Genomic DNA, 15,955 nt, shown 5'->3' on the forward strand with positions numbered 1-15,955 from the left:
GCGGCTCCGGTGGGGGCCGGCCGTCAGCGGGCCGGGGACGGGAACAGGGTGTTGCGGGTCGTCGTGAAGCGGTGGAGGGTGTCCGGGCGTGGGGTGATGCCGATGCCGGGGCCGGTCGGGACGGGGAGGTGGCCGTCGCTGAGGACGAACGGCTCCGTGATGTCCTCGGCGAAATACCGGCTGGAAGCAGACGTGTCACCGGGCAGCGTGAACCCGGGGAGGGCGGCGAGGGCGAGATTCGGGGCCCGCCCGATCCCGGTCTCCAGCATCCCCCCGACCCAGGCGGCCACCCCGTGCGCGGCGGCGACATCGTGCAGCCGCCGCGCTTCCAGGTACCCGCCCACACGCGCGGGCTTGACGTTGACGACCCGGCACGCGTCCATGGCGATCGCGGACGCGGTGTCCCGCGCGTTGTGCAGCGACTCGTCCAGACAGACGGGCGTGGCGATGCGCCGCTGGAGGAGCGCGTGGGCGTGGAGGTTGTTCTCCTCCAGGGGCTCCTCGATGAGCAGCAGCCCGAACTCGTCCAGGCGCCGCAGGTGCTCCGCGTCGGCGAGGGTGTACGCGGTGTTGGCGTCGACCTGGAGCGGCAGCCCGTCCCCGAACCGCTCGCGCACGGCCCGTACGGGGGCCAGGTCCCAGCCCGGCTCGATCTTCAGCTTGATCCGGAGGTACCCCTCGGCGAGGTAGCGCTCGACGTCGTCGAGGAGGGCCGGGACGGACTCCTTGATGCCCACGGAGACGCCAGCAGGCACCCGGTCGCGGGTGGCGCCCAGGTAAGTGGCGAGCGACATGTCGTGGGCGCGGAGCTCGGCGTCGAGGACGGCCGTCTCCAGCGCGGCCTTCGCCAGCTCGTGCCCCTTGATCTTCGCCGTCGCCGGGGCGACCGCGGCCGTCGTCAGCCGGGGCAGGGCGGCGACGCGCGGCAGCAGGAAGTCGCGGATCACGGTCTCGGCGCCGGAGACGAACTCCGAGCAGTACAGCGGCTCGGGGTCGGCGGCGAACTCCGACCAGCCCTCGGCCTCGTCCGTGACGACGTGGAGCAGGAACGTGTCCTTGGTCGTCATGGTCCCGAAGGACGTACGGAACGGGGTGACGAGCGGGATCGCGACGTGCAGGAGTTCCACGTGTTCGAGCTTCATGCGGGCTGTCCCTCCCGGGTCAGGGTGTACCAGCCGTCGCGGGACATGCCGGTCGCGGTGCGGCCCTCGGCGAAGGCGGCGGTGAACACGTCGCGCACGGCGTGGCGCCAGCGCAGGGCGAGGGCGGGGTCGGCGGCGCGCAGCTTCACGATGTCGGCGGGGACCCGGCACCACAGGACCGTGCCGTCGGTGCGGGCGAGCGGGTCGCCGTCGGGGGCGAGGGCGAGGACGTCACCGGTGGGCGCGGCGGGCTCGGGGCGGGCCTCGGCCGCGGTGAGGTCCCAGGTGACGGTGAGGCGGTCGGACTCGTCGCCGTCGTTGAGGCCGTCGGTCATGGGCCCGTAGAAGTCGACCAGGTACTCGGTGGCGGCGCCGCCCAGCTTGGTGAGGTTGAAGCGGGCGTTGCGGCCGACCAGCGGGTCGAAGGTCCAGCGCATCGTGCGGGCGCCGCGCTCCAGGGCCCACTCCCGCTGGGCCTGCTTGACGGCGTGCCCGACGCCCCGGTCGCTGGTGCGGGCGGCGGCCACGAACGAGTACACGTCGCGGGCCGCGGGCTCCCCGAACACGGCGACCGCGGCGCCGGTCAGCTCGCCGTCCGCGGTGTACGCGGCGTGCACGGCGCCGCCCGCGTGGACCAGGCTGTGCAGCACCTCGGCCGGGTAGGGCGGGGTGGAGCGCGGGGTCCGCCACACGTCGCTGAAGAAGTCGGCGACGGCGGCGATACGGGGCACTTCGTGGATCGCTCGGACGGTGACGGTCATGGCTCCGAGTCTCGGTGGGCCGGAGCCGGTCCGGGTTGGCCGGGGCCACAAGAGCCCCCTATCGTCATGTTGCGATCGGCCAAACCCACCTGCCCGGCCGTCCCAGCGGAAAGGCCCCCGTGGACACCGTCACCCTGAGCGACCTGCTCGATGTGCTCGGCGGTTCGTCCGTGCGCGCGCTCACCGCCCCCGCCGGCCTCGCCGTACCCGTCGGCGAGGTGCTCCTGTACGAGGCCGGTGCGCCGCTCCCGCAGGCCCCGGACGCCGTGCTGCTCGCCGTCGGGGTCCGCGCCCCGGCCGCGGTCGCCCGGCTGGTGCGGGACGCCGCCGACGCGGGCATGACGGCCGTCGTCGTCCGCGGCACGCCGGACGACGACGGCCCGGTGACCGCGGCGGCCGAGCGGGGCGGGATCGCGCTGCTCTCCGTCGACGAGGACGCCGCCTGGCACCGGGTCCATCTGCTGCTGTCCTCGGCGGCCGGCGCCGGGCCCGCGCCCGCGGCGGGCGGCGATCTGTTCGCGCTGGCCGACGCGATCGCCGCGGCGACCGGCGGGGCCACCGCCATCGAGGACCCGCGCCAGCGCATCCTCGCCTACTCGACGGTCGCCGGGCAGGCCGTCGACGAGGACCGCCGGCAGGGCATCCTCGGGCTCCAGGTGCCCGACAGCCCGGCCAACACCGAGCAGTACCGCTCCCTGTTCGCCGCCGGGACCCCGCTGCGGCTGCCCGCCCTGGACGACGAGAACCTGCCGCGGCTCGCCGTCGCCGTGCGCGCGGGCGGCGAGACGCTCGGCTCGGTCTGGGTCGTGGACGGCGGGCGGCTCGCGCCGGACGCCGAGCACGCCCTCGCCCGGGGCGCCTCCACGGCGGCGCTGCTGCTGCTCAGGGCGCGCGCCGCGCAGGAACTCTCCCGGCACCTCGGCGGTGATCTGCTGCGCCGCGTCCTGGACGGCACCGTCGACGCGGGCGGCGCCGCGCACCGGCTCGGGCTCGGCGCGGGCGACGATCCGGTGCGGGTCGCGGCGTTCGCCCCCGCGGGCCCGGAATCCGCGCCGGACGTGGCGCGCACCGCGCTGCGCCTGCTCGACCTCGTACGGCTGCACTGCGAGGCGCGTTACGGGCGGCACGCCTGTGTGCTGCTCGACGGGGTGGTGTACGCGCTGCTGCCCGCGTCCGGTGAGCGCGGCGCGGCCCGCCACAAGCGGCTCGCGCAGGACATCGTGGAGCGGGCGGGCGGGGCGCTGCGGCTGCCCGTGCGGGCGGCGCTGGGGTCGCTCGTCGCCGGGCTCGGCCGGGCCGTGGACTCGCGCGAGGACGCCGATCTGGTGCTGCGGTGTCTGTCCGACGAGGTGCCGGTCGCCGTGGTGGACGAGATGCAGGCCCGGGTCACGCTGTTGCGCCTAGCCGAACTGGTCGGTGGGCGGCGGGAGTTGACCGGGGGTGCGTGGGCGCGGGTGGTGGCGTACGACGCCGGGCACGGGACCGAGTACGGGCGGACGGTGCGGGCCTGGCTGGATGCCGGGTGTGACATGGCGGGGGCGGCGCGGGTGCTGGCCGTTCATCCGAACACGTGCCGGTATCGCCTCCGGCAGGTCCGGGACGTGGTGGGCCTGGACCTCGACGACCCGGACGAACGTCTCGTCCTCTGGCTGCAGGCCCGGTTGGCCTTCTCGCGCAGTTCCCCGCGCCCCTGAAGCGAGCTTCGCTCGCCCAGGGGGAGGCTCCGCACCACGCCGTCAGCCGCGCAGCCACTCCCCCAGCTTCCGCTCGCACTCGGCCAGTTGCCCGACCTCGACGAACTCACCCGCGGTGTGCGCGAGTACCGGATCGCCGGGGCCGAAGTTCAGTGCGGGGACGCCGAGTCGGGTGAAGCGGGCCACGTCGGTCCAGCCGAGTTTGGGGCGGGGTGCCACGCCGAGGAAGTCGACCAGGGACGCGACGGCCGCGTGGTCGAGGCCGGGCAGGGCGCCGGGCACGACCTCGGTGACCACGAACTCGTGGCCGCCGGGAATGATCCGGCGCACATACTCCTCCGCCTCTTGGGGCGAACGGCTCGGCGCGAAGCGGGCGTTGAGCGAGATGACGCACGTGTCGGGAACGACGTTCCCGGCGACTCCGGCCCGCACCGCGACGGCGCTGAGCCCTTCCCGGTACTCGAGCCCGTCGACGATCACCCGCTCCGGGACGTGGTCGGCGAGTGCCTGCAACACCTCCGCGGAGCGGTGCGCGGCGTTCTCCCCCCGCCACGCCCGCGCCGTGTGCGCCCGGGTGCCGCGCACGGTGACGTCGGCGCAGAGCACTCCCTGGCAGCCGGCCTCGACACCGGCGTCGGAGGGTTCCATGAGGATCGCCAGGTCGGCGGCGAGCAGTTCGGGGCGGTCGGCGGCGATGCGGTGCAGCCCGTTGCGGTCGCCCTCGACCTCCTCGCACTCGTAGAAGACGTAGGTGACGTCGCGCGCCGGGGCGGTGAGCGCGGCCGCGAGGCGCAGTGCCACCGCGACGCCGCCCTTCATGTCGCAGGCGCCGAGCCCGTACAGGCGGCCGTCGGCCAGGCGCGCGGGCAGGTTCCCGGCGGCGGGCACGGTGTCGAGGTGCCCGGCGACGATGACGCGTTCGGCGCGGCCGAGGGCGGTGCGGGCGACGACGGAGTGGCCGACGCGGTCGACGGTGAGGTGCGGCAGGGCGCGCAGGGCGGCCTCGACGGCGTCGGCGAGCGGGCCCTCCGCGCCGCTCTCGGACGGGGTGTCGACGAGGGCGCGGGTCAGCTCGACGACGTCGGCGGTGAGGTCGAGGGCGGCGGTGGTCACACGGTCTCCTTCACAGGGGTGCCCGGCCGGCCGAGCGTGGAGTGCTTCATGCCGTAGAGCCAGTAGACGACGAGGCCAGCCGCCATCCACGCGCCGAACGCGATCCAGGTGTCCGCGCCGAGGCTGCACAGCATGTAGCCGCAGGCGGCCACGCCGAGCAGCGGCAGGAGCGGCGACAGCGGGACGCGGAAGCTGCGCGGCGCGTCGGGGTTGCGGCGGCGCAGCAGCACCACCGCGATGTTGACGAGCCCGAAGGCGAAGAGCGTGCCGATGCTGGTGGCGTCGGCGAGGCTGCCCAGCGGGACGAGGGCGGCGAGCACGGCGATGAAGGACGAGACGATCACCGTGTTGGCGCGCGGCACCCCGCTTTGGGCGTGCACCCGGGAGAACACCGGCGGCACGAGTCCGTCCCTGGACATCGAGAACAGGATGCGGATCTGCCCGTACTGCACGGTGAGGACGACGCTGGTGGTGGCGACGACCGCGCCGACGGACAGCAGGACCGGCCACAGGGTGCCGCCGCCGACGGCCCGGACGAGGACCTCGCCGAGGGTGGCCTCGGTCCCGGCGAACTTCTGCCAGGGCATGGCGCCGAGGGCGGCGACGGCGACGAGCACGTACAGCGCCGTGACGAGCACCAGCGACAGGATGATCGCGCGGGGCAGGTCCCGCTGCGGGTTCTTCGCCTCCTCACCGGCGGTCGACGCGGCGTCGAAGCCGATGTACGAGAAGAAGAGCGAGGCGGCGCCCGCGCTCATCCCGGCCGCGCCGAGCGGGAACAGCGGCTGGAAGTTGCCCGCGTGGAAGGCGGTGAAGGCGACGGCGCAGAACATCACCAGGGCGGCGATCTTCACCGCGACCATGATCACGTTGATGACGGCGCTCTCGCGTGCCCCGCGCAGCAGCACGACCATGGCGAGGACGACGATCGCGGCGGCGGGCACGTTGAGGACGCCGCCGGTGCCGGGCGGGGCGCTGAGGGAGGCGGGCAGGGTGACGCCGAAGACGAGGTCGAGCAGTTCGTTGACGTACTGGCCCCAGCCCACGGCGACGGCCGCGACCGACACCCCGTACTCCAGGATCAGACACCAGCCGCACACCCAGGCGACGAGTTCGCCGAGCGTGGCGTAGGTGTAGCTGTACGAGGACCCGGAGCCGGGGATCATGCCCGCGAGTTCCGCGTAGGAGAGCGCGGAGAAGAGGGCGGTGACACCGGCGAGGACGAACGAGACGACGATCGCGGGCCCGGCCTTCGGCACCGCCTCGCCCAGCACGACGAAGATGCCGGTGCCGAGCGTGGCGCCGACGGACAGCAGGGTCAGCTGCCACAGCCCCATCGTGCGCCGCAGGGCGCCGCCCGGGGCGGTGGCGTCGGCCATGGCCGCCACGTCCTGGCGGCGTGTCAGTCTCTGCCGGACCGTCTGCACGGCACCGCTCCCCTCACCGGTTCATCTGTCGCCCCGATGATGCAGAGCGAACGGCGCCGGCCGGTGGGAGCATCGGCCAGAATGACCCGTGCCCCTTTGGCCGTCAGGCCAAAGGGGCACGGGAAAGTGCGCGGGAAGCGTCAGCGCAGGGCGTCGGACACCTCGCGGGCGGCGTCCAGGACCCGGGGGCCGACGCGTTCGGGAACGGCGTCGGCCAGCATGACGACGCCGACGCTGCCCTCGACCCCGCTCACCCCGAGCAGGGGCGCGGCGGCCCCGCTGGCCCCGGCCTCCAGCTCGCCGTGGGTGAGGGTGTACCCGGTCTCGGGCAGCACGCCCTGCCGGGCCCCGAGGATGGCGCGCCCGGCGGCGCCCCGGTCCAGCGGATGCCGGAAACCGGTGCGGTACGCCACGTGGTAGTCGGTCCAGGTCGGCTCCACGACGGCGACCGCGAGGGCCTCCGTGCCGTCGACCAGGGTCAGATGGGCCGTCGCCCCGATGTCCTCGGCGAGCGAGCGCAGCGCGGGCAGCGCGGCCTCGCGCACCAGCGGATGAACCTGCCGGCCCAGGCGCAGCACGCCGAGTCCGACCCGGGCGCGGCCACCCAGGTCGCGGCGGACGAGGGCGTGCTGCTCAAGTGTGGCGAGCAGGCGGTAGACGACCGTGCGGTTGACGCCGAGCTTGTTGGAGAGCTCGGTCACGGTCAGCCCGTGGTCGGTGTCGGCGAGCAGTTTGAGGACGCGCAGTCCCCGGTCGAGCGTCTGGGAGGTCTCCGCGGTCACGACGCCCACTCCTTAGTGGTGAGGGTCGGCGGTCCCTGTGCGGCGGTCGCGCCGCCGGTCCCGTGGCGACGCGCGTCAGAGGCCGCCGGTCGGATATCAGGCGCTGGGCTGCATACGGCTGCATGCGACCACTTCTGCGTACGTTCCACAATTCCGTGCGTACCGGCTGCGCTCCGCGGCGGCGCTGCCACGGGGCGTGTGTGTTTCCCGGAATCTAGCGAGGTCGTCCCGCTGAGCGGAAGACTCCGTCCAGAATCCGGTCAACCGGAAGCCGGACTTGCGGGGGATTGCCCGCACTTGCCGCCCGGGTTCACTTCACCCGGCGTTCACTTCGCCCGGGCCCGCCCCGCCCCGGGCTCACGTCATCCGGGTCGCCCACTCCTGGACCTTGGTGATGCGCTGGCGCAGCTGTCCGGCGGTGGCCTCGGCGCTCGGCGGGCCGCCGCAGACCCGGCGCAGCTCGGTGTGGATGACGCCGTGCGGCTTGCCGCTCTGATGCACGTACGCGCCGACCATCGTGTTGAGCTTCTTGCGCAGCTCCATCATCTCCTTGTGGGAGACGACGGGCCGCCGCTCGGCCGGCAGTTCGAGCAGGTCGGCCTCGGTGTCGGGCTTCTTCTTGCTGTGCGCGATCTGCCGGGCCTGCCGCTTCTGGAGGAGCAGCTGCACCTGGTCGGGTTCGAGCAGGCCGGGGATGCCGAGGTAGTCCTGCTCCTCCTCGCTGCCCGGGTGGGCCTGCATGCCGAACTCGGCGCCGTCGTAGAGGACCCGGTCGAAGACGGCCTCGGACTCCAGCGCCTCGAACGAGAACTGCTCCTGCTCGCCGGTGTCCTCGTCCTCCTGCTTGTTCGCCTCGTCCATCTCCTTCTCGGACTCGGCGTAGGGGTCCTCCTCCCCCTCCTTCTTCGGCTTGTCGAGCACGTGGTCGCGCTCGACCTCCATCTCGTTGGCGTGGCCGAGCAGGTCGGGGACGGTCGGCAGGAACACGGACGCGGTCTCGCCGCGCCTGCGCGAACGCACGAAACGGCCCACGGCCTGCGCGAAGAACAGCGGCGTCGAGATCGTCGTCGCGTACACGCCGACCGCGAGGCGCGGCACGTCGACGCCCTCCGACACCATGCGGACGGCGACCATCCAGCGGTCCTCGCTCGCGCTGAAGGCGTCGATCCGCTTCGAGGCGCCGGTGTCGTCGGAGAGCACCAGGGTCGCCTTGGTGCCGGTGATCTCGCGGATCAGCTTGGCGTAGGCGCGGGCCTGCTCCTGGTCGGAGGCGATGACGAGGGCGCCCGCGTCCGGGATGCCCTTCCTGACCTCGGTGAGGCGGGCGTCGGCGGCGCGCAGCACGCTCGGCATCCACTCGCCGCGCGGGTCCAGGGCGGTGCGCCAGGCCTGGCTGACCGCGTCCTTGGTCATCGGCTCGCCGAGCCGGGCGGCGATCTCGTCACCGGCCTTGGTGCGCCAGCGCATGTTGCCGCTGTAGCTGAGGAATATCACCGGCCGCACGACGCCGTCGGCGAGCGCGCTGCCGTAGCCGTACGTGTAGTCGGCCGAGGAGCGCCGGATGCCGTCGTTGCCCTCCTCGTACTGGACGAAGGGGATCGGGTTGGTGTCGGACCGGAACGGCGTACCGGTCAGCGCCAGCCGACGGGTGGCGGGCTCGAAGGCCTCCAGGCACGCCTCGCCCCACGACTTGGAGTCACCGGCGTGGTGGATCTCGTCGAGGATCACGAGCGTCTTGCGCTGCTCGCTGCGGTTGCGGTGCAGCATCGGGCGCACGCCCACACCCGCGTACGTGATGGCGACGCCGTCGTACTCCTTGCTGAGCGGGCCCGCGCTGTACTCCGGGTCGAGCTTGATGCCGACGCGCGCCGCCGCCTCCGCCCACTGCTTCTTCAGGTGCTCGGTCGGCGCGACCACGGTCACCTGCTGCACGACGTGGTGGTGCAGCAGCCAGGAGGCGAGGGTGAGCGCGAAGGTGGTCTTACCGGCGCCCGGGGTCGCGACCGCGAGGAAGTCGCGGGGCTGCTCCTGGATGTACCGCTCCATCGCCCCCTGCTGCCAGGCACGCAGCTTGTTGGCCGTGCCCCAGGGGGCGCGGCCGGGGAAGGCGGGCGAGAGGTGGCTGGACGGGGTCGGGGCGGCGGTCGGTGCGGTGCTGGCGTCGTTGGCGGTGGTCACGGTCTCCGGCTCGGCAGATCGGGGGCGTATGACAACCGGTCCACCCTACCGGTGGCGAGGTTGACGTTGCCGCCTCACGAGGCCGGGCGGGTGCCGGTTGGGATGTGCGTCACAGATCAACTCCCCGCATTTCACCGGTAGTCAGGAGGGGGTCACCGGGGCGTCCGGGCGGGCCGCGGGCGCGCGCAGCCGGGTCGCCACTCCTACGCCGATCAGCGCGATGGCCGCCATCGGCAGGAACACGGCGACGAACGCGCCCGGGTGCGCGCCGCCCGCGCCCTGGGCCACGCCGTGGCCGACCGCTCCCCCGCCGAGGGCCGCGAAGGCGGCGCCGCCCGCCGCCAGCAGCAGGGTGTTGGAGAGGCCGTCGGAGATCTGGAGGGCGGCGGAGTTCGTGCCCGCCTCCTCGGGCGCCGACAGCTGGAGCAGCAGCACGCTCGTGGCGGAGGTCACGATGCCCATGCCCAGGCAGCCGTACGCCCAGGCCACGGCCACCAGCCAGACCGGTACGGAGTCGAGCAGCACGAGCGGCACGGTGGCGATGGCGGCGGCGACCAGCACCATGCCGAGAGCCGCGAGGCGCTCGCGGTGGGGCTCCATGCGGGGCCTGGACTGGGCCCACGAGCCGATCGCCCAGGTGGCGCCGCCCGCGGCGAGCGAGAACCCGGCCATCGTCGGCGACACCCCGCGCTGGGTGACGAGCATCAGCGGCACGAACGACTCGGCCGCGATGAACGAGCCCGCCGCGATCCCGCGCAGCAGCACCACGGACGGCAGCCCGCGCACGGCCCGGTAGGTGCCGCGCGGCAGCAGGCCGAGCACGGACGGGACGAGGAGCGCGGCGCCGGCCGCGCCGGGCAGCAGGGCGAGCGGGTCCAGGTCCTGGGCCGCGTACTGGAGCAGGCCCGCGCCCGCCGAGATGCCGAACGCGAGCGTGATCCGGCGCCGCTGGAACGGCTCGGGCGCGCTGCCCTCGGGCGCCCCGCCCGCCCGGCGCCGGATCTGCGGCAGCGCGAGCCCGAGCGGCAGCAGGACGAGCACCGGGATGCCGAGGAAGACCCACCGCCAGCCCAGGTGCTGGGTGACGGCCCCGGCCGCCAGCGGGCCCACGATCGACGGCACGACCCAGGCCGCGGCGAACGCCGCCAGGATCGCGGGGCGCAGCCGCGCCGGGTAGGCCCGGCTGACGACGACGTACAGCGCGACGATGACGAGCCCGCCGCCGAGGCCCTGCACGGCGCGGCCCGCGATGAACGTCCACATGCTGGTGGCGGTGCCGGCGAGCAGCAGGCCGGCCGCGAACGCCCCGATCCCGGCGCCGACGGGCCCGAGCGGCCCGCGCCGGTCGGCCCACTGCCCCGCGACGACCATGCCGAAGAGGCTGGTGGTGAAGTACGCGGAGAACGCGAAGGCGTAGAGCGCCACCCCGTCGAGGTCCCGCGCGGCGACCGGCATCGCGGTGCCGACGGCCGTCGCCTCGAAGGCGATGAGCACGATGACCGTGACGATGCCGATGCTGAGCGCGCGATACCCGCGCCCGAGGACGCCTCCGTCGGGGGCGGGGGCTTCGGTGGCCGGGGCGGCGAGCCCGGCGTCGTCGAGGGCGGTCATGCCGATCAGCGTAAGGGCCGAAACGGGCCGTGGCCCCTGTCCGGAGTCGGGCTCGTCCTGGTCCCTTGGTCCTACGCCCGTCCCTTCGTTCGTGAACGGCGTGTGGCAGTCCCGTTGCGGGGCGCGCGGAACCCTTGAGGCGGGCGGAAGCGCGCCCTACGGTCGAGGACAACAGCAAGAGCTTGGCCGTATGCCCGAGTGGCTTAGGGATTCGCCTGCAAAGCGAAGCACACCGGTTCGATTCCGGTTACGGCCTCTGAAAGAACCCCGGCAGCCCGTAGGGCTCCGGGGTTCTTCCGTGCTCAGCCCGCGACGAGGATCACGCCTCCGCCCACGACGATCACCGCGAAGACGACGAACGCGAGGACGAAGAGGAACAGCTTCCCGACGGACGGGGCGGGCTCGTACGCCCTGGGCTGCTCGGGCTCGGGATCGGTCGGCATGGCTACTGGGGCTCCATGACCGGTGCCGGGTCCGGGGTGGACACGGCTGCCTGGGGGCGGATCGGGAGGCGGTTGACCGGGCGGCCCGTCGCCGCGCGGACCGCCGAGGCCACCGCCGCCGGGGAGGCCACGACCGGCGCCGCGCTCGCCGCCTTCGCGCCGAAGGGGGCCACCACGTCGCGCTCCTCCACGAGCTTCACGATGCGGATGTCCGGGGCGTCCAGCGAGGTGGGCAGCGCGTAGCCGGTCAGGTCGGGGCGGCGCACGATGCCCTTCGGGGTGCGCAGGTTCTCGGTGAGCGCGGCGCCCACGCCCTGCGTGACCCCGGCCTCGATACGGGCGGCGAGCTGGCCGGGGTTGAGGATCCGGCCGACGTCCTGGGCCACCGCGAGCTCCACGACCCGTACGGAACCGATCTCGATGTCGACGTCCACGACCGCGCGGATCGCGCAGAAGGCGAGGCCGACGAAGGCGTCGCCCTGGCCCTGCGCGTCCAGCGGCTCGGTCGGGTGCGGGCGGCACTGGGCCGTCGCCCACAGTTCCTTGCCGTCCATGGCCTCCTCGACCGTGGTGGACAGCACGCCGTCGTACGAGGTGATCTTGCCGTCGGCGATCTGGAGCAGCTCCGTGGACATGCCGAACTTGTGGGCCAGCGGTTGCAGGAGCTGGGTGCGGACCATCTTCGCGGCGCGTTCGACCGCGCCGCCCGAGACCCAGGTGTGGCGGCCGCGGCAGCCGGGACCGGCGGGCGGCTGGTCGGTGTCGACGGGGGCCACGTGGACCTCGTCGATGCCCAGCGTCTCCTGGACGATCTGGCGGGCCAGCGTCGCGAAGCCCTGGCCGGTCTCGACGGCGGCGCAGATGACGGTGGCGACACCGTCGTGGACCTTGACCGTGGCCGTGGAGACCTCGTCGGCGCCCTCGGCGCCGAGCATGTGGACCATGCCGATGCCGTAGCCGACCCCGCGCCGGACCGCGCCGGGCTCGCCCGCGCCCTCGGGGCCGCCGGGCAGCAGCCAGTCCTCCTCGGGGGTGTCCTTGGGCAGCGCCGGGAGCGGGAACTCCCGTACCGCGTCGAGGAGTTCGGCGACCGGCGCCGGGCAGGTCACCGGCTGGCCGGTGGGCAGGACGTCGCCGGTCGCCAGCACGTTGCGCATGCGCAGCTCGGCCGGGTCGGCGCCCACCTTCTTCGCCAGCTTGTCCATCTGGGCCTCGTACGCGGCGCAGACCTGCATCGCGCCCTCGCCCCGCACGTGCCCGGACGGCGGGTTGTTGGTGCGCACCGCCCAGCCCTCGATCGAGGCGTGCGGGACGACGTAGGGGCCGCAGGCGAAGGCGACGGCCGCCGCGAGCGCGTCCGACGACGTGTCCGCGTACGCCCCGGCGTCCAGCAGGATCTGCGCCTCCACCTTCACCAACTTGCCCTCGGCGTCGGCGTGGTGACGGTACCTCAGCAGCGTCGGGTGGCGGTGCGGGTGGCCGAGGAAGGACTCCTCGCGGGTCGCCGTCAGCTTGACCGGGCAGCCGGTGTGCAGGGCCAGCAGGCCCAGCGGCAGATGGAAGCTCGGGTCCTCGCGGTCGCCGGTCGCGCCGGGCACGCCGGTGACGACGACCTTCACGCGCTCCGGCTCCAGGCCGTAGCGGGCCGCCGCCGCGTCGCGGTCGCCGTGCGGGTCGTTGGAGGCGATGTACAGCTCCACGCCGCCGTCGGGGCGCGGCACGGCGAGCCCCGCCTCGGCGCCGATCGGCGCCGGGTCCTGGCGGCCGATGCGGTACAGGCCCTCGACGACGACCTCGCCCTGTGCGTCGACGTCGCCGTGGACGAGCGGGATGTGCCGGACCAGATTGCCGTCGGGGTGCAGGGGTTCGGCACCGAAGGACTGCTCCGGGTCCGTGACCGGTTCGAGGATCTCGTACTCGACGATGATCGCCGCGGCGGCCATCCGGGCGGTGTCCGGGTGGTCGGCCGCCACCGCCGCGAGCGCCTCGCCGTGGTGGCGGACGATGTCGGAGGCGAAGACCGGGCGGTCCGCGGTGCGGTGGCCGGACGGCGGGCCGCCGGGCACGTCCTCGTGCGTGACGATCGCGCGCACGCCGGGCATCTCGCGCGCGTGGGTGGTGTCGATGGAGAGCACACGCGCGTGCGCGTGCGGCGAACGCAGGACCGCCGCCCACAGGAGCCCTTCGGCCCACAGGTCGGCGGCGTAGGGGAAGGTGCCCTCCGCCTTCGCTCTGGCCTCCGCCGAGGGCAGGGTGGAGCCCAGGCCGTGCGGGATCCCCTCCGCCTCGGGGGCCGTGCCCGCGGGGGCCTCGGTCGTCTCGTTCGTCACGCCTGGCCTCCGTCCTGGAACAGGTCACCACTGGCCGGTCCCGCCTGCCGCGGGATGCGGGGCTCCTCGTCGTCCTGCTCGGTCCGCTCGCCCTGTTCGGCCTGCTCGGCCGCCGCCGCGCGGGCCGACGCCCTGCGCTCGGCGGCCACCTCGCGCACCGCGTCCAGGACACCGCGATAGCCGGAGCAGCGGCACAGGTTGCCGCACAGCGCCTTGCGGGTCTCCAGGTCGGTGGGGTCGGGGTTGCCCTCCAGCAGGTCGTGCACCGTCATCGCCATGCCGGGGACGCAGAACCCGCACTGGACGGCGCCGCACGCGGCCAGCGCGCGCTGCACGTCCGAGGGCCGTCCGTCCTCGGCCAGGCCCTCGACGGTACGGACGTCGCTGCCCGCCGCGGTCGCCGCCGGGACCAGGCAGGAGGCGACGAGCCGCCCGTCCACCTGGACGTTGCACGCGCCGCACTCGCCCTGCGAGCAGCCGTCCTTGGCGCCCGCGAGGCCGAGCCGCTCGCGCAGCACGTACAGGAGCGACTCGCCGATCCAGGCGTCCGTGACGGGGCGGTCGGCGCCGTTGACCCGCAGGACGTAGCTGGCGAGGGGGTGGTCGTCGTGGAGCGGGGTGGCGGTGACCGCCTGCTCGGGCTCGGGCTCGGCCACGGGCTCGGGCGGGGCCGTCGCGTCGTCCTCCGGGGCGGGCGGCTCGACGGGCTCGGGCTCCTCGACCGCGGCCGACTCCGCGGGCACGGGCTGCTCGTCGGACGCCGGCGGCTCGTCGGGCACGGGCTGCTCGTCGACGGCCGGCTCGGGCTCCGGCTCGGGCGCCTCGGCGGGCGTCTCCGGCGCGGCGGCCGGCGCGTCCTGGGCCCAGGCCTGCGCGGACACCTCCGGCTCCGGGGCCTGCGGCTCGGCCTGGTGGGCGGGCTCGGGCCGCGGCTCCGGCTGCGGTTCCGGGGCGTGCTCGGGGGCGGGCTCGTGCGCCCAGTCCTGCGTCGCCCACGGCGCGGGCGCGCCGCCCGGCAGGGTCGCGGGCGGCATCCGGTCACCCCACTGGGCGGCCAGCGCGGACGTCGTGAACTCGCCCGACTCGTCCGGGAGTTCACCGCCCGCGACGGGGATCGACCACTGGCCGGTCTGCCCGTGCGCGGCCTCGGCGACGCCGCCGCCGTACGGCTCCTGGTTCGCCTCGGGCCAGACGTCGTGGCTCTCGGCGGGCCGCGGGGCGGGCTGCCCGGACGGGTCCGCGGCCGACGGGGTGAACTGCTGGGGCGACTGCTGAGGGGCGGCGCCCGTCAGGTCGGGCGGCAGCACCCACACCCCGGTCGCCGCCGGGTCGGTGGCGGCGGCGCCGGTGGCCGGGCTGACCGTTATCTGCGGCGGGACGTACCCGTGTCCGGGCGCGGCCAGCGGCGCGTCCGGGAAGCCGTCGGGCGGCAGTTGGACGAAGGCCGTGGCGTCGGAGTCGTACTCGCCCTGCGGCAGCGGCTGCCAGCCGTCGACCTCGTCGTGCCGGTCGCGTCCCGGGTAGTCGTTCGTCACGACAGCGCCCTCCCAAGTGCACGTCGGGCCAGCGCGGCGACGGTGCGCCGCAGGTGCAGTACGGCGGGCGGCAGCGCCTCCTGCGTGCCGTCCGGGGCCGGAGCCGGGTCCGGGATGCAGGCCGCGGCGACGTACTCGCCGAACGCCTGGACCGCCTCCGGCACGAGCGCGCCGCGCTCGCCGTCCCAGTCGATGAGCGAGGCCACCCACTGCTCGGCCTCCAGCGGGCGCAGCGGCATCGGCGCGATCGCGCCGACCGCGCAGCGCACCCCTCGCCGGGCCGGGTCGAGGACGAGCGCGACGGAGGCCGTCGCCCGCCCGGGGCCGGTCCGGCCGGTCGCCTTCAGGAACACCTGCGGGGCGTGCAGCAGCGGCACCCGCACGAAGCCGATCAGCTCGCCGGGCCGCAGCATCTCCATGCCCGCGAGCAGGTGCGAGACGGGGACCTCGCGGCGCGCGCCGCCGGGCCCCGCGATGATCAACGTGGCTTCCAGCGCGGCCAGTACGGGCAGCGCGTCGTTGGTCGGCGCGGCCGAGGCGATGTTCCCGCCGAGCGTGCCCGCGTTGCGGATCTGCGGCGGGCCCGCGGCGCGGGCGGACGCGGCGAGGGCGGGGATGAGCGCGGCGAAGTCGGGGCGGCCCATACGGGCGTGGGTCAGACCGGCGCCGAGCAGCGCGTGCCCGTCCTGGTACTGCCAGCCGCGGATCTCGCTGATCCGGCCGAGGCCGACCAGGGCCGCAGGACGGAGTTGACCCGCGTTGACCTGGGCCATGAGGTCGGTTCCGCCGGCCACGGGCACGGCTGCGGGCATCGCGGCGAGCGCCGCGACCGCCTCGTCCAGCGAACCCGGAAGTACCGCGGCCTGTGTCGCCTGCGGTGCGTGCGTGGTCAAACCGGCTGCCCCTTCCCGATGTCCGGCCGCGCGCCCGGCGGCGCGC

The 15,955-nt window shown here is 74.7% G+C and carries 12 protein-coding genes and 1 tRNA gene; 2 read left to right on the plus strand and 11 right to left on the minus strand.

The annotated features are described in order from the left end of the window. Positions 1 to 23: 23 nt before the first annotated feature. Entirely contained in the window at positions 24 to 1,142 is a 1,119-nt protein-coding gene (gene menC / locus ABII15_RS15200; RefSeq protein ID WP_353942859.1) for an o-succinylbenzoate synthase, read from the minus strand. After that, positions 1,139 to 1,903: a chorismate synthase gene (locus ABII15_RS15205; RefSeq protein WP_353942860.1), complete on the minus strand. Its 765-nt coding sequence runs from the start codon at positions 1,901 to 1,903 to the stop codon at positions 1,139 to 1,141. Before ABII15_RS15205 ends, menC begins: the two co-directional genes overlap by 4 nt. 119 nt (positions 1,904 to 2,022) lie before the next feature. Between ABII15_RS15205 and ABII15_RS15210 the strand changes: the two genes are divergently transcribed. Further along, positions 2,023 to 3,597 carry a helix-turn-helix domain-containing protein gene (locus tag ABII15_RS15210; RefSeq protein WP_353942861.1) on the plus strand — a complete coding sequence of 525 codons (1,575 nt, stop codon included), beginning with the start codon at positions 2,023 to 2,025 and terminating at the stop codon, positions 3,595 to 3,597. Positions 3,598 to 3,639: 42 nt separating this feature from the next. Here the strand turns inward: ABII15_RS15210 and dapE are convergent, their stop codons facing one another. The 5 genes from dapE to ABII15_RS15235 form a co-directional block, all read right to left on the minus strand. Beyond that, a complete protein-coding gene (gene dapE, locus ABII15_RS15215) occupies positions 3,640 to 4,710 on the minus strand; it encodes a succinyl-diaminopimelate desuccinylase (RefSeq protein WP_353942862.1) in 1,071 nt (356 codons plus the stop codon). Further along, positions 4,707 to 6,089 (minus strand): amino acid permease, encoded by a 1,383-nt coding sequence (locus ABII15_RS15220; protein ID WP_353942863.1) that lies wholly within the window; start codon positions 6,087 to 6,089, stop codon positions 4,707 to 4,709. The genes dapE and ABII15_RS15220 overlap by 4 nt, the downstream gene beginning before the upstream one ends. Positions 6,090 to 6,277: 188 nt before the next feature. Continuing rightward, entirely contained in the window at positions 6,278 to 6,919 is a 642-nt protein-coding gene (locus tag ABII15_RS15225) for a helix-turn-helix domain-containing protein (RefSeq protein WP_111663604.1), read from the minus strand. 357 nt (positions 6,920 to 7,276) lie between these two features. Next, positions 7,277 to 9,097, minus strand: a complete 1,821-nt coding sequence (locus tag ABII15_RS15230) for a DEAD/DEAH box helicase (protein WP_353942864.1) — start codon at positions 9,095 to 9,097, stop codon at positions 7,277 to 7,279. Positions 9,098 to 9,238: 141 nt separating this feature from the next. Next, positions 9,239 to 10,708, minus strand: a complete 1,470-nt coding sequence (locus tag ABII15_RS15235) for an MFS transporter (protein ID WP_353942865.1) — start codon at positions 10,706 to 10,708, stop codon at positions 9,239 to 9,241. A 184-nt stretch (positions 10,709 to 10,892) separates the two neighbouring features. On the opposite strand from ABII15_RS15235, the gene ABII15_RS15240 reads away from it, so the two are divergent. Next, positions 10,893 to 10,964, plus strand: a tRNA-Cys gene (locus tag ABII15_RS15240). A gap of 46 nt (positions 10,965 to 11,010) precedes the next feature. Here ABII15_RS15240 and ABII15_RS15245 read toward each other — a convergent pair. From ABII15_RS15245 to ABII15_RS15260, 4 genes are read right to left on the minus strand one after another with little or no spacing between them, the layout of a single operon-like run. Next, positions 11,011 to 11,151 carry a hypothetical protein gene (locus ABII15_RS15245; RefSeq protein WP_353942866.1) on the minus strand — a complete coding sequence of 47 codons (141 nt, stop codon included), beginning with the start codon at positions 11,149 to 11,151 and terminating at the stop codon, positions 11,011 to 11,013. Positions 11,152 to 11,153: 2 nt separating this feature from the next. Beyond that, the gene (locus ABII15_RS15250) at positions 11,154 to 13,481 is read right to left on the minus strand and encodes a molybdopterin cofactor-binding domain-containing protein (protein WP_353942867.1); all 2,328 of its coding nucleotides are present in this window, start codon (positions 13,479 to 13,481) and stop codon (positions 11,154 to 11,156) included. Further along, entirely contained in the window at positions 13,478 to 15,016 is a 1,539-nt protein-coding gene (locus ABII15_RS15255; protein WP_353942868.1) for a 2Fe-2S iron-sulfur cluster-binding protein, read from the minus strand. The genes ABII15_RS15250 and ABII15_RS15255 overlap by 4 nt, the downstream gene beginning before the upstream one ends. Further along, positions 15,013 to 15,909, minus strand: a complete 897-nt coding sequence (locus tag ABII15_RS15260; protein ID WP_353942869.1) for an FAD binding domain-containing protein — start codon at positions 15,907 to 15,909, stop codon at positions 15,013 to 15,015. Before ABII15_RS15260 ends, ABII15_RS15255 begins: the two co-directional genes overlap by 4 nt. Positions 15,910 to 15,955: the final 46 nt, after the last annotated feature.

The sequence above is a fragment of the Streptomyces sp. HUAS MG91 genome, assembly GCF_040529335.1.
GTDB classification, from domain to species: domain Bacteria; phylum Actinomycetota; class Actinomycetes; order Streptomycetales; family Streptomycetaceae; genus Streptomyces; species Streptomyces tabacisoli.

Bases quoted from the DNA above. Each gene is read 5' to 3' on its own strand.
- ABII15_RS15245 (WP_353942866.1), bottom strand. From the start codon at position 11,151: ATGCCGACCGATCCCGAGCCCGAGCAGCCCAGGGCGTACGAGCCCGCC.
- ABII15_RS15220 (WP_353942863.1), bottom strand. From the start codon at position 6,089: ATGGCCGACGCCACCGCCCCGGGCGGCGCCCTGCGGCGCACGATGGGG.
- ABII15_RS15235 (WP_353942865.1), bottom strand. From the start codon at position 10,708: ATGACCGCCCTCGACGACGCCGGGCTCGCCGCCCCGGCCACCGAAGCC.
- ABII15_RS15205 (WP_353942860.1), bottom strand. From the start codon at position 1,903: ATGACCGTCACCGTCCGAGCGATCCACGAAGTGCCCCGTATCGCCGCC.
- menC (WP_353942859.1), bottom strand. From the start codon at position 1,142: ATGAAGCTCGAACACGTGGAACTCCTGCACGTCGCGATCCCGCTCGTC.